We start from the raw sequence: 13,272 nt of genomic DNA on the forward strand, positions 1-13,272 counted from the left end.
GGGATGGGGGATGCGGGGCGAGCCCGCGAGATGGGGAATGCGTGCGGAGCGCAGGAGGATGCGGCGCGCAGGACGGGACGCGCGAGCGGAGCGCGCGTCGATGCCGCGATGCGTGCGAGAGAAGGTGAAGTCTCGTTAGAGGGTGCGAACGCGAGTTTCGCCATGCAAGCAACCTGCCATACAACTCCATGCCGGCCAGCATACCATCGCCGTTATTGGGCGGGCGTTGCGTTGCAACAAGAAACAACTGTGACGGCGCGCCGGCATGCGCGTTGCAGACAGGTCCTTTTTACAGGCGTGGTCGCACGGGCTTTGGGGACGAAACGGCCGCGACGGCCGCCCCGCAAGGGTTTCGCACGAACGGCAATTTCACCCTGCCGCTCGCGCGTACTCGCGACGCGAACGCGCGCCGCGCGAATTCGCGTTTTCACTACTCAGGCAAACCCTGAATTAGGTTGCGTACACAAACATCCTGTTTGAATGCCCGCCACACGTCCCCGCTCAAAACGGTGCGCCAGGCAATCCGGGGTAATACGCGCCCGCCGCCATCCCGCCGTCGACGGACAGTTCCGCACCGTTGCAGTACGACGCTTCGTCGCTCGCGAGGAACAACGTCGCGCGCGCGATCTCGTCGGGCAAGCCGACGCGCTGCAGCGGCACGTTCGCATAGTGCCGGTTGATTTCCTCGAGCGGCGCGCCGGTCGGGTTCGACATCGCGGTGTTCACGCCGCCCGGATGGACGGAATTCACGCGCACGCCCTGGTGACCGAGCTCGAGCGCGGCGACCTTCGTCAACCCACGCACCCCCCATTTGCTCGACACGTACGCGGCCAGCGCATTCACGCCGCGCAGCCCGTCCACCGACGAGATGTTGACGATCGATCCGCTCTGCTGCGCGATCATGCGCGGCGCGATCGTGCGGATGCCGACGAACGTGCCGACCAGATTGATCGACACCGCCCGCTCGAAATCGCGCTTCGACAGCTCGGTGATGCCGCCGAACGTCAGCACGGCCGCGTTGTTGACGAGCACGTCGATGCGGCCGAATTGCTCGACGGCCGCCTCGGCCACGCGCGCCCAGCTCGCTTCGTCGGCCACGTCGAGCCGCACGAAGCGCGCCGCGTCGCCGAGTTCGCGCGCGAGCGCTTCGCCTTCCGCGTCGAGCACGTCGCCGATCACCACGCGAGCGCCCTCTTCGACGAACAGCCTGCACGTCGCGGCGCCCATGCCGCGCGCGCCGCCCGTGACGATCGCTACCTTGCCTGCCAGTCGACCCATGTCGTCCTCTCTCGATTCCGGTTTGCCGGCAGCGCTGCGCACGCATGCGCGCGGCTGCCGAATTGATGATGGGCACACGCCGTGCGACGTCAGCCCCAGTACGCCTGTCCGCCGTCGAGCGGCAGCGTCGCGCCCGTCAGATACGCGGCGTCGCGACTCGCGAGAAACACGATCGCGCGCCCGATGTCCTGCTCGCAATCGCCGACGCGGCCGAGCGGGATCGTGCGGAAGAACGCGGCCGCTTCCTGTGGATGCGCATCGATCCAGCCTTTCAGGCCCGGCGACAACGCATGCGGCGCGACCGCGTTCACGCGGATGCCGTCCGCGCCCCATTCGCATGCGGCAGCGCGCGTCAGCGCACGAATCGCCTGCTTGGTCGCTGCATACGCGCCGTAACCGGACGCATCCCAGCGCACCGCGGCCGACGACGCGAAGTTGACAATCACGCCGTCGCCCTTCAGATGCGAATGGCACGCGCGCATCATCCGCAGCGTCGCGATCGGCCCCGATTCGAGTCCCGCCAGAAAATCCGCGTCGCTCACGTCGAGCAGGCGGCCGAGCGGCACGACCTGCGCGTTGTTGATCAGGATCTGCACGCCGCCGCACCGCTCGACGACGGCCTCGACGCAACGCGCGATCTGCGCGGCGTCCATCACGTCGCAAACGAACGCGTCGGCCAGGCCGCCGCGCGCACGGATCGCTTCGCACGTCGCGAGCAGCTTGTCGCGCGTGCGGCCGACCACCGCGACGTGCGCGCCTTCGGCGGCGAGCGCATGCGCGACGCCCTGGCCGACGCCCTGCCCCGCGCCCGTGACGAGCGCGACCTTGCCGTTCAGGATGCCCATGCGCGCTCCTTTAGGCGACGATCGCCGGATGGGCCTGCACCGGCCCGCCGAGCAGTTCGCGGTACGACGGCGGCTGCTTGCCGTCGAGATCGGCGATGCCGTATTGCAACGCGGCTTCCGCACCGACGAGCACCTGCCCCGACAGCGCCATGCGCCGCGGATCGTCGTGGATCGCATGAATCACGCGGCCCGTGAATTCCGGGCTTTCGGCGACGAGCGAAAACTCCTTGTACAGATCCGGATGTTCTTCCCATACGCGCGTCGTGCGCTCGGTGCGCAGCGGCCCCATCCAGATCGACACGGCCGCGACGTCGAAGGGCTTCAGGTCGACGGCCATGTCCTTCGCGAACTTGTCGACGCCGCTCTTCTGCGCGCCATACGCCGCGCCGTGCATGTAGCAGCTCGCGCCGAACGACGACGTGAACGCGATCAGCCCGCTGCGGCGCTTCGCCATCAGCGGCGCCGCGTGCCAGCTCGCGACGTACGCGGAGCGCAGCCCGACGTCGAGGATGTTCACCAGATCGAGCGATTTTTCCCAGAACGGGCCGGGCAGGATCAATTGATCGTGCAGGTAGGTCGCGTTGTTGACGAGGATGTCGAGCCGCCCGCCGTCGCGCTCGACACGTTCGAACAGCGCCTTCACCTGTGCATCGTCCGCGTGGTCGCAGGCCACCGCGATCCCGCGGCCGCCGAGCGCGTCGATCTCGCGTGCGGTCTCGTGAATCGTGCCGGGCAGCGGCGCATCGCCTTCGCGCTGCGAGCGGCCCGTCACGTAGACGGTCATGCCGGCCGCGCCGAGCGCCCGCGCGATACCCTTGCCGGCACCGCGCGATGCGCCCGTCACGACGGCAACCGGCGCATCGTGGTTCTGTGTCATGTTCGATGTCTCCTGTGGAAGGTTCATCACGCAGCCGGCGGCTGCGCACCGGCGAACAGCACGCCCGGCGCGTCGCCTTCGTAGCGGGCCGACAGCGTCGACGTGACCACGCAGCGCGTGGCCGCGATCTTCCATTCGCCGTCGACCTTGCGATACACGTCGTCGTAGGTCGCGCCGAGCTGCGTGAGCGTGCGCGCGTGCGTGTCGATCATCTGGTAATGCAGGCCCCACGTGCCGCGCGCCTGCGTGTCGTCGATCACGGTGATGTCGGGATTCACGCCGTGATGCATTTCAACGATGTGCGGATGGCAGCCAAGCCGCTCGAATACGTCGACGAGCGCGTCGCGCGTGTCGAACGTGCCGATCCGGCCGTAATCGATCTGCACGGGGCCGGCCACGAAGCAGTCGCGCATGCCCTGCGGATCCTTGCGGTCGCAGCACGTGAAGTAGCGCGCCTTCAGCCGGCGGATCGCGTCGGCGTCCTCGAGCCTGCGCACGCGCGTTTCCAGCGATTCGATGAGGGTCATCCCGTCTCCTTGTTCGGTGCCCGCGCGGTTCGAAGGCCGCGTCGATGCCACGTTACCGCCGCGCGCTGCGTCGGCCATCACCCGTTCGGATGAAACCGGCGCTTCGTCGAAGCAGCGCCGCGCGCATGCGCACGCGGCTTTCGTCCGAACAGACGATGTGATGCAGGCGGCCTCGTCCCTACCATCGAACGACACCACCACGAGACACGCCGATGGACGACACGACCCGCACGCTCCACGAATACGAGCAGATCCGTCAGTTGAAGTACCGGTATTTCCGCGCGGTCGACACGCACGACTGGACGCTGCTCGCGGCGTGCCTGACCGAGGATTGCGAGGCGCGGCTGTATGGCGGCCGGTATGCGTACGACGGCCGTGACGCCTTCGTGTCGAGCCTGCGCGAACTGATCGGCAAGCAGACCTTCCTGACGATGCATCACGGCCATCACCCGGAGCTCACGCTGGTGTCGGCCGAGCACGCATGCGGCATCTGGTTTCTCGAGGATCACGCGATCAATCTCGACGACGACTACCTGCTGCACGGCACCGCGTTCTACGACGACCAGTACGTGAAGCGCGACGGCGTATGGCGCATTCATGCGACGCGCCACGAGCGGTTGTTCGAAACCGTCACGTCGCCGATTCCACCGTCGTTCACGCTGACCGCGAACCGCTTCGCCCCCGGTGCGCATCGAGCGGCCGGATCGACCGAAACCGCTTCCTGAACCGCGGCGGCCACGCCGCCGCTCCCGTCATTCCCTTCCCGGAGCCGGAACCATGGAGAAAGTCATTTACGTGTTGTGGCGCGATGCACAGGTCGCGCCCGATCAGTGGAGCCGCGGCGTACGCGCGCAGCTCGCCGACCGGCTGCTGTCGCTCGGCGCGCACGGCGTGCAGGTGAACGTCGCCGATGCCGACGTCGCACCCGCCGCCGGCCTGAAGCAGACCAACACGCACCCGGGCATCGACGGGATCGTCGCGGTATGGGTCGATAGCGCGAACGCGATGTTCCGCCAGCCGTTCGACGACGCGGTGCGCGCCGTGGTCCCGCACATGGCCGCGTATCTCGTCACCGAGTCGCAGCCGATTCCGAACACGCGCTTCCCCGCGCGGCCCGGCGAGCGCACGACCGGTTTCTCGCAGCTCGCATTCCTGAAGCGCCCGCCGCGCCTCACGCACGAAGCGTGGCTCGACGTGTGGCACGGCCATCACACGCGTGTCGCGATCGATACGCAGGACAATTTCCTGTACGTGCAGAACGTCGTCGTGCGTGCGCTCACGCATGCGGCGCCCGGCTACGACGCGATCGTCGAGGAATGCTTCCCGGCCGCCGCGATGACCGATCCGCACGCGTTTTTCGATGCGGTCGGCGACGAGGAAAAGTTCCAGCGCAACGTGGCCGAGATGATGGACAGTTGCGGGCGCTTCATCGATTTCGACAAGATCGACGTGGTGCCGACGAGTCAGTACGTCGTGAAGGCCGTGCGCGGGTGACGTGCCAGGCTCGGGCAGACAAAAAAAAGCCAGCCCCGCGGGGCTGGCTTTGTGCTTCGGGTCGGACGACGATCAGAACTGGTTCATCGTGTTGTCCTTGCCCGCGGCCTTCAGCGCCGCTTCGCCGCTGAAGTATTCCTTGTGATCGTCACCGATGTCCGAACCGGACATGTTCTGGTGCTTCACGCAGGCGATGCCCTGACGGATTTCCTTGCGCTGCACGCCGGCCACGTAGCCGAGCATGCCCTGGTCGCCGAAGTATTCCTTGGCCAGGTTGTCGGTCGACAGCGCGGCCGTGTGGTACGTCGGCAGCGTGATCAGGTGATGGAAGATGCCTGCTTCACGCGATGCATCGGCCTGGAACGTACGGATCTTCTCGTCGGCCAGTTGCGCCAGTTCGGTCTCGTCGTATTCCACGCTCATCAGCTGCGCGCGGTCGTAAGCCGACACGTCCTTGCCCGCTGCCTTCATCGCGTCGTACGCCTGCTGACGGAAGTTCAGCGTCCAGTTGAACGACGGGCTGTTGTTGTACACCAGCTTCGCGTTCGGGATCACCTTGCGGATCTCGCTGACCATGCCGCCGATCTGTGCGATATGCGGTTTTTCGGTTTCGATCCACAGCAGGTCGGCGCCGTTCTGCAGCGACGTGATGCAGTCGAGCACGCAACGCGCTTCGCCCGTGCCGGCGCGGAACTGGAACAGATTGCTCGGCAGGCGCTTCGGACGCAGCAGCTTGCCGTCGCGCTTGATGACGACGTCACCGTTGCCCAGTTGGTCCGCCGACAGTTCCTCGCAATCGAGGAACGAGTTGTATTGATCGCCCAGGTCGCCCGGCTGGTTCGTCACGGCGATCTGCTTGGTCAGGCCGGCGCCCAGCGAATCGGTACGCGCGACGATGATGCCGTCGTCCACGCCCAGCTCCAGGAATGCGTAGCGGATCGCGCGGATCTTCGCGAGGAAGTCCTCGTGCGGCACCGTGACCTTGCCGTCCTGGTGGCCGCACTGCTTCTCGTCCGACACCTGGTTTTCGATCTGGATGCAGCACGCGCCCGCTTCGATGAACTGCTTGGCCAGCAGGTAGGTCGCTTCCGCGTTGCCGAAGCCGGCGTCGATGTCGGCGATGATCGGCACGACGTGCGTGACGTGGTTGTCGATCTTTTGCTGGATCGCGGCCTTGGCGGCAGCGTCCTTCGCGGCATCCAGTTCGCGGAACAGGCCGCCCAGCTCACGGGCGTCGGCCTGGCGCAGGAACGTGTACAGCTCGCGGATCAGCGCGCTGACCGAAGTCTTTTCGTGCATCGACTGGTCCGGCAGCGGGCCGAACTCCGAACGCAGCGCGGCGACCATCCAGCCCGACAGATACAGGTAGCGGCGTTCGGTGCTGTTGAAGTGCTTCTTGATGGAGATCATCTTCTGCTGGCCGATGAAACCGTGCCAGCAACCCAGCGACTGCGTGTACTTGGACGGATCGGCATCGTACGCGGCCATGTCGGCGCGCATGATCTTCGCCGTGTACTTCGCGATGTCCAGGCCGGTCTTGAACTTGTTCTGGGCACGCATGCGGGCGGCATATTCGGGGCTGATGGCATTCCACGCGCTGCCGTGGTTTTCCTTCAAACCAGCCACTGCCTTGATGTCGTCTTGATATTGGGACATGTCTATCTCCTGGGAACGAAGCGCATTTGAGTAAAGGGTTCAGCGTGCCCGCCGCGTGTGACGAAGCGAACTGCATGGACTCAATAGTAATCCCGTCCAGCGAAATTTCGGCCAAGTCTTATATAAGACATAAGATATAAATTTCTGTTGTTTTTCAATGAGATAGCCAGGCGTTTTTGCGATGCAAAACACGGTTTCAAGCGGCGGTAAAACGCGGCGACAGGAATCCGGCGCGTATCCCGCAATATGAAACGCCCTTTCGGCTGCTGAAGAACGACATGCCTGGGCCGCGGTCGGGCAACGACGAGCGCGCCCCCTTTGTCACAGCCATGACAAAACGTCTATACTTGGACAATTCTTTGATCCGCGCGCATCGGCGCGCCGGCCCGCCTGCTCCGGAGCACCATGAACGACTCGCCCGTTTTCGACACGCTGTGCGAACTGCTGAATACCGCCGGCGCGCGTTTCCGCGTGCTCGAGCATCCGGCGGAAGGCAAATCCGACGCGATCGCCGCGCTGCGCGGCACCCGTCCCGAACAGGGCGCGAAGGCGATGCTCTGCACGTTCAAGGATGGCGGCGCCGCCACCGCGCTCGCGGTGATTCCCGGCCACCTGAAAATCGACTTCCGCAAGGTCGCCGATGCGCTCGGCCGGCGCAAGGCGACGCTCGCGTCGCCCGACGTCGCGGCCGCCGTCACGCGCTGCGTGATGGGCGCCGTGCCGCCGTTCGCATTCGATTCGAACGTGACGCTCGTCGTCGATCCCGCACTGGTCGAACACAATGACGAGATCGCGTTCAACGCGGGCCGGCTCGACCGCTCGGTCGTGCTCGACGCGGCCGACTACGTCCGGATCGCGCGCCCGCTGCTGGCCGACATCACGCGATCGGAAACGACGGACACCCCGGCTCCCCAGGACCACGCATGAGCACGAACGACACACCACGGCCGTCGGAACAGGCCTCGCTGATCGAGCAGGTGCAGCGCATCGCCGAAGGGCTCGGCGCGATGTTCGCGCCGTTCACCGAGGTCGTCGTGCACGACCTGCGCACGCCGGAACACGCGATCCTCGCGATCCACAACAACCTGTCCGGACGCGCGGTCGGCGATCCCGCGACCGAGCTCGGCCTCGCCCGCATCGCCGACGACGATTTCCCGCAGGTGCTCGCGAACTACCCGAACCGCTTCGCCGACGGCCGCACCGCGAAAAGCACGTCGATCGGCATCAAGGATTCGACCGGGCGCTACGTCGCCGCGCTGTGCCTGAATGCCGACGTCACGCTGTTCCGCGGCTTCCAGGGCATGCTGAACCAGTTCTGCCGCACGGACGGCGAGACCGTCGTCGAAACGCTCGACCCGGCCGGCGCGGACGCGATCCGGCAGCGCATCGACGCGTTCGCGACGCGCCTCGCGACGACGCCGCGCGAGCTGAAGACCGACCAGCGCCGCGAGCTGATGCAGACGCTGAAGGCCGACGGCTTCCTCGAAGTGCGCCGCGCGATGGAAATCGTGTCGCAGCATCTCGGCGTCTCGCGCGCCACCGTCTACAACGATGCGAAGTGACGCCGCGCGCCCTGCCGTCCCGTTTCGAATTTCCCGTTGACTGACCTTTTCGACCTCTAGCGACCATGAACTCTCCGACTCTCCCCACGTACGACGACGTTGCCGCCGCCGCGGCCCGGCTCGAAGGCCATGCGCACCGCACGCCGGTGATGACGTCGCGGACGATCGACGACGCGCTCGGCGCGCAGGTGTTCTTCAAGTGCGAGAACCTGCAGCGCATGGGTGCCTTCAAGTTCCGCGGCGCGTTCAATGCACTGTCGCGCTTCAGCGCGGAACAGCGCCGGCACGGCGTCGTCGCGTTCTCGTCGGGCAACCATGCGCAGGCGATCGCGCTGTCGGCGCGCATCCTCGGCATTCCGGCGACGATCGTGATGCCGCGGGACGCACCGACCGCGAAGATGGCCGCGACGCGCGGCTACGGCGGCAACGTCGTGACCTACGACCGCTACACCGAGGATCGCGAGCAGATCGGGCGCGAGCTCGCGGAGAAGCACGGGCTCACGCTGGTTCCGCCCTACGATCACCCGGACGTGATCGCCGGCCAGGGCACCGCGGCCAAGGAACTGTTCGACGAAGTCGGCCCGCTCGACGCGGTATTCACGCCGCTCGGCGGCGGCGGCCTGCTGTCGGGCACCGCGCTCGCCACGCGGGCGCTGTCGCCGCACGCGAAGCTGTACGGCGTCGAGCCCGAAGCCGGCAACGACGCCCAGCAATCGTTTCGGTCCGGCACGATCGTGCACATCGACACGCCGCGCACGATCGCCGATGGCGCGCAGACGCAGCACCTCGGCAACCTGACGTTCCCGATCCTCCGCCGCGACGTCGACGACATCCTGACCGCGACGGACGCGGAACTGGTCGACTGCATGCGCTTCTTCGCCACGCGCATGAAGCTCGTCGTCGAGCCGACCGGCTGCCTGTCGTTCGCCGCCGTGCGACGGATGAAGGATGCGCTGCAGGGCAAGCGCGTCGGCGTGGTGATCAGCGGCGGCAACGTCGATCTCGAGAACTTCTGCGCGCTGGTGTCGGCACCGGCCTGACCGTCGCGGCGCGCATGAAGATCCTGTCATGCGCGCGCCGCCGACCCTTCACGTCGCGTTAAGTTTCGCGCCCTAGACTGATTACGTCGTCCTGAAGTCAGTCGTGAAGGAGTCACCATGAATACGCACGCGATCGTCGCCGCCGCCCTGGCGGCCGCTTCCCTGTCGGCGTTCGCTCAACCGGGCGTGACGTCATCCGGTTTTCCCGCCGCGTCGCCGCCCGCCGCAGTCGCGCAAGCGACGCACCGTTCGCCCGCCGCGTTGCCGCCCGTCGGCTTCGTGTTCGCGAAGATCGATCAGAACAATACGCCGCCCGATCGCGGCGGCGACCCGGGCGGCCGCACGCACGCCGGCACGCATATGTAACGACACGCGCCGGCCGCCGGCATTCAGAACGACGGCAGCGACGGATCGCGGGCGGCGAGGATGTCGTCGGTGCGCCGCTGCAGCGCGCCGTCGAGCGTCTCCGGTTGCGGAATCAGCCAGTAGCGCCCGGCGCGAATACCGTCGAATACCCGCTCGGCGAACGCGTCGGGCGTGAGCCCGTGTGCGTTCAGCATCGTGCGCATCGTGTCGACGAAACCGCGCACCTCGGGCCGGTCGTGCGCGGCGCCGAACGGATCGTTGAAGATGCCCGACAGCACGGGCCCCGGCGCGAGCAGCGACACGCCGACCGGTGCGCCGAGCATCTTCAGTTCGCCGTACAGCGATTCCGTCAGCGCGACCACCGCGAATTTCGTCGCCGAATACGGCGACATCAGCGGGCTCGGCAGGAAGCCGCCGACCGATGCGGTGTTCACGACCCGCGCCGGCGCGTTGCGTTCGAGCATGCGCGGCACGAAACTGCGAATCCCGTTCAGCACGCCGTGCACGTTGATCGCGAAGCTGCGCTCGAAGCGCTCCGGCGTGATTTCCCAACTGAAGCCGGTCGCCATCACGCCCGCGTTGTTGAACAGCAGGTCGACGCCGCCGAAGCGCCGCCATGCGGCTTCGGCCAGCGCGTCGACGGCTTCCGGCCGGCTGACGTCGGTCGGCACGCACAGCACGTCGGTGTCGAGCGTCGCGGCGAACGCGTCGAGTTTCGCCGGATCGAGATCGGCCAGTACGACGCGCATGCCGAGCGCGGCCGCGTGGCGTGCCAGCCCGCTGCCGATGCCGCTGGCCGCGCCGGTAATCACGGCGGTGCCGCCGTCGAAGCGAATCGAATCGGTCATGTCGGTCAACGTCCTGTCGGGTCGGATGCGCGGCGCTGCGCGAGCGTGCACTGGCCGGCGAGGAACCGGCTTCGGGTGTCGGTCATGATGTCTCCTGTCATCGAGTGCGGGCCGTTCAGCTCGAACCCGCGATATCCACACGGTGCAATACGCGCCCGGGTTCCGCCTCGCCCGTTTGAACGAGATCGCGCACGCGAGCGGCAGGTTCGAACGGGAAACTGTCGAGGAAAGCGCGGCCCGCGCAACGCGCCGAGCCGGTTCCGGCTCGAGGGCACGCGCTCGCCCCGTTTCGTCAGACCAGACGCACGGCCCGCGCGCATGAAACGAAAGGATCCGGAAAGCTGACGCGGGACAATGACGTTTTTTCGCATCCGCAGGCAGCCGGACGATTGACGTGCGCGAGCGCACGCCATTACCCTTGCGCGCTGATGGTTCCCGGAGACGGGATCAAAAGGGAACGCAGGCGAGGCAACGCCTCGAATCTGCGGCTGCCCCCGCAACTGTGAGCGGCGAATCCGTGCCACCGCATGCCACTGGGAAACCGGGAAGGCCCGCACGGATGACGACCCGCGAGCCAGGAGACCTGCCATCGACCCGAGGTCCAGGCAGCCGCACCGGGCGGGGTGTCCCGATGCGCCAGGCACCGCCCCCGGGTGGTCGCCCGTTGCATGGACGACCCGACCTCAGGATCCACCAGATGTCCATCGTTCCCGAATCCGCTTCCCGGCCGGAAGCGTCGCACCGACACGCCGTCGGCATCCGTTGCTTGTCCGCCCTCCGCTCACGATCGCCGTACCCGCTACTCGCTTTGTCCCGCCGTCTCATGAACCTTCGTCACCTGCTCGCCACGTCCGCCGCCACCGCGCTGCTTTCCCCGCTCGCCCATGCGGCCGGCGACACGGCGCCTGCGCAGCCCGCCGGGCCCGCGGAAGGGGCGGACCTGCCGACGATCAGCGTGACCGACACGCGGCACCTGCCCGAATCGTTCGACCGGCGCTACGCGTCGACCCAGGTGCTCACGCGCGACGATCTCGACCGGCTGTCGCCGGCCGACCCGAGCATCACGCAGGCGCTCGCGACGCTGCCGGGCGTGACCGTCACGCAGAACGGCGGGCCCGGCTCGTCCGCGTCGGTCAGCATCCGCGGTTCGTCGGCGAGCCAGGTCGCCGTGTTCATCGACGGCATCCGGATCGGCTCGCCGACCACCGGCATCGCGCCGTGGGCCGACCTGCCGACCGACGCGTTCGAGCGCGTCGAGGTGATCTCCGGGCCGGCCGCCGCGTCGTTCGGCAACAACGCGATGGGCGGCGTCGTGCAACTCTTCACGCGCCGCGCCGCCCAACAGCCGAACCAGACCACCGTGTCGTTCGGCGGCGGCACGAACAAGACGTTCGACACGCAGTTCCGCACGTCGGGCACGGTGCCGTCGACGGGGCCGCTGGCCGCGCTCGGCGGGCTCACCTATTCGCTCGGGCTGCACGACTACAACACGGCCGGCATCGACGCGACGCGGCCGTTCTTCTACGGTCACGAAGACGGCCGCAATCCGTATCACGCGCAGGATCTCGACGCGCGGCTCGGCTATGCGCGCGACAACTGGTCGATCTCGACGTTCGCGCTGTACCACCGCTCCGACCTGTCCTACGACAACAGCGGCTACGCGAATCGCGAGCTCGATCACCAGCTGACGACCGGCGTCGCGTTCCATCTCGACATCACGCCCGATACGCAATTCGACCAGTCGTTCGGTTATGCGAACGACCGCCAGTTCATCTACGCGGACAACCCGGCCCTCGCGACGGACCAGATCAATTCGCAACGCATCAGCACGTCGACGTCGCTGACCCATCAGGCGCACGGATTTCATCTGTTCGGCCTGCCGCTGTCGGGCGAATCGAAGCTCGCCTACGATTTCACGCGCGAACAGGCATTCCTACCGGTCGACATTCCCGGTGGCGTACCGACGCGCAACGATTCCGCGTTCTCGCTGCACCAGTCGGCGACGCTCGGCAGCGTGACGATGTTCGTCGCGGGTCGCCACGAGATCGTCGCCGGGCAAGCGGTGAACACCGGCAACGCCGCGCTGTCGTGGGCGATCACGCCGGTCTACACGGCGCGCGTGTCGTACGGCAATGCATTCCGCCTGCCGACGTTCAACGACCTGTACTATCCCGGCTACGGCAATCCGAGCCTCAGCCCGGAACGCAGCACGTCGGTCGAGGCCGCGCTCGACGCGAACACGGCGTACGGCACCTTCACCGCGGCGATCTACGATACGCGCGTCAACAACCTGATCGCCTACAACCCGGCGACGTTCTCGCCGATGAACATCGGCCGTTCGCACATTCGCGGCATCGACCTGTCGTACAAGGGGACGATCGGCCGTTCGACGCCGGTGAGCATCGCGGTCGGCATCCTGAATCCGCAGGACGAGACCAACCAGACCTGGCTCAGCCGCCGGCCGCGCCAGACGGTCAGCCTGAACGTCGACCACACGTGGGACGAATTGAAGCTGCATGCGCTGAGCACGGGCGCGTCGCTGCTGTACGGCGGTTCGACGTTCGACGATCCGGCCAACCGGCAGTATCTGGCGTCGTACCTGACGGTGAGCCTGCGCGCGTCGTACCGGATCAATTCGCACCTGACCGTGTCGGCGTCGCTGTCGAACCTGTTCGACCGGCAGTACATGACCGCGTACGGCTACAACACGCTCGGGCGCACCGCGTTCGGCAAGGTCAGCTATACGTTCTGACGAGCTCACGCATCCGCATGAAGCGCC

At 66.9% G+C, this 13,272-nt stretch carries 13 protein-coding genes and 1 riboswitch; of the genes, 7 read left to right on the top strand and 6 right to left on the bottom strand.

What is annotated here, in order from left to right:
• Nucleotides 1-501: 501 nt before the first annotated feature.
• From H0X95_RS03115 to H0X95_RS03130, 4 genes are all read right to left on the bottom strand, one after another.
• A complete protein-coding gene (locus H0X95_RS03115) occupies nucleotides 502-1,278 on the bottom strand; it encodes a glucose 1-dehydrogenase (protein ID WP_059722761.1) in 777 nt (258 codons plus the stop codon).
• An 89-nt stretch (nucleotides 1,279-1,367) separates the two neighbouring features.
• Nucleotides 1,368-2,123: an SDR family NAD(P)-dependent oxidoreductase gene (locus H0X95_RS03120; protein ID WP_059722759.1), complete on the bottom strand. Its 756-nt coding sequence runs from the start codon at nucleotides 2,121-2,123 to the stop codon at nucleotides 1,368-1,370.
• Nucleotides 2,124-2,133: 10 nt separating this feature from the next.
• Complete coding sequence (locus H0X95_RS03125; RefSeq protein ID WP_059722758.1) at nucleotides 2,134-3,000, bottom strand: SDR family NAD(P)-dependent oxidoreductase; 867 nt, start codon at nucleotides 2,998-3,000, stop codon at nucleotides 2,134-2,136.
• A gap of 26 nt (nucleotides 3,001-3,026) precedes the next feature.
• Nucleotides 3,027-3,527 (bottom strand): nuclear transport factor 2 family protein, encoded by a 501-nt coding sequence (locus H0X95_RS03130; protein ID WP_006483068.1) that lies wholly within the window; start codon nucleotides 3,525-3,527, stop codon nucleotides 3,027-3,029.
• A 212-nt stretch (nucleotides 3,528-3,739) separates the two neighbouring features.
• Between H0X95_RS03130 and H0X95_RS03135 the strand changes: the two genes are divergently transcribed.
• Both H0X95_RS03135 and H0X95_RS03140 read left to right on the top strand, forming a co-directional pair.
• Complete coding sequence (locus H0X95_RS03135) at nucleotides 3,740-4,252, top strand: nuclear transport factor 2 family protein (RefSeq protein WP_059722756.1); 513 nt, start codon at nucleotides 3,740-3,742, stop codon at nucleotides 4,250-4,252.
• A 52-nt stretch (nucleotides 4,253-4,304) separates the two neighbouring features.
• Nucleotides 4,305-5,021 carry an EthD domain-containing protein gene (locus H0X95_RS03140; protein WP_048988234.1) on the top strand — a complete coding sequence of 239 codons (717 nt, stop codon included), beginning with the start codon at nucleotides 4,305-4,307 and terminating at the stop codon, nucleotides 5,019-5,021.
• A 72-nt stretch (nucleotides 5,022-5,093) separates the two neighbouring features.
• On the opposite strand, the gene H0X95_RS03145 is transcribed toward H0X95_RS03140, so the two are convergent.
• On the bottom strand, nucleotides 5,094-6,677 hold the full coding sequence (locus H0X95_RS03145) for an isocitrate lyase (RefSeq protein WP_006483004.1): 1,584 nt from the start codon (nucleotides 6,675-6,677) through the stop codon (nucleotides 5,094-5,096).
• 405 nt (nucleotides 6,678-7,082) lie between these two features.
• Between H0X95_RS03145 and H0X95_RS03150 the strand changes: the two genes are divergently transcribed.
• The 4 genes from H0X95_RS03150 to H0X95_RS03165 all read left to right on the top strand — a co-directional run bounded on the left by H0X95_RS03150 (nucleotide 7,083) and on the right by H0X95_RS03165 (nucleotide 9,645).
• Nucleotides 7,083-7,604, top strand: a complete 522-nt coding sequence (locus H0X95_RS03150) for a YbaK/prolyl-tRNA synthetase associated domain-containing protein (RefSeq protein WP_006494805.1) — start codon at nucleotides 7,083-7,085, stop codon at nucleotides 7,602-7,604.
• On the top strand, nucleotides 7,601-8,239 hold the full coding sequence (locus H0X95_RS03155; protein WP_048988232.1) for a helix-turn-helix transcriptional regulator: 639 nt from the start codon (nucleotides 7,601-7,603) through the stop codon (nucleotides 8,237-8,239). The genes H0X95_RS03150 and H0X95_RS03155 overlap by 4 nt, the downstream gene beginning before the upstream one ends.
• 65 nt (nucleotides 8,240-8,304) lie before the next feature.
• A complete protein-coding gene (locus tag H0X95_RS03160; protein WP_059722753.1) occupies nucleotides 8,305-9,279 on the top strand; it encodes a threo-3-hydroxy-L-aspartate ammonia-lyase in 975 nt (324 codons plus the stop codon).
• A 117-nt stretch (nucleotides 9,280-9,396) separates the two neighbouring features.
• The gene (locus H0X95_RS03165; protein WP_059722751.1) at nucleotides 9,397-9,645 is read left to right on the top strand and encodes a hypothetical protein; all 249 of its coding nucleotides are present in this window, start codon (nucleotides 9,397-9,399) and stop codon (nucleotides 9,643-9,645) included.
• 23 nt (nucleotides 9,646-9,668) lie between these two features.
• On the opposite strand, the gene H0X95_RS03170 is transcribed toward H0X95_RS03165, so the two are convergent.
• Nucleotides 9,669-10,493 (bottom strand): SDR family NAD(P)-dependent oxidoreductase, encoded by an 825-nt coding sequence (locus H0X95_RS03170; RefSeq protein ID WP_006483043.1) that lies wholly within the window; start codon nucleotides 10,491-10,493, stop codon nucleotides 9,669-9,671.
• A gap of 412 nt (nucleotides 10,494-10,905) precedes the next feature.
• A riboswitch (cobalamin riboswitch) is annotated at nucleotides 10,906-11,098 on the top strand.
• 218 nt (nucleotides 11,099-11,316) lie between these two features.
• Here H0X95_RS03170 and H0X95_RS03175 point away from each other — a divergent pair.
• Nucleotides 11,317-13,245, top strand: a complete 1,929-nt coding sequence (locus H0X95_RS03175; RefSeq protein ID WP_059722750.1) for a TonB-dependent receptor domain-containing protein — start codon at nucleotides 11,317-11,319, stop codon at nucleotides 13,243-13,245.
• Nucleotides 13,246-13,272 lie beyond the last annotated feature (27 nt).

Source organism: Burkholderia sp. 9779_493 (assembly GCF_015712215.1).
In the GTDB taxonomy this organism is placed as follows: Bacteria; Pseudomonadota; Gammaproteobacteria; order Burkholderiales; family Burkholderiaceae; genus Burkholderia; species Burkholderia cenocepacia.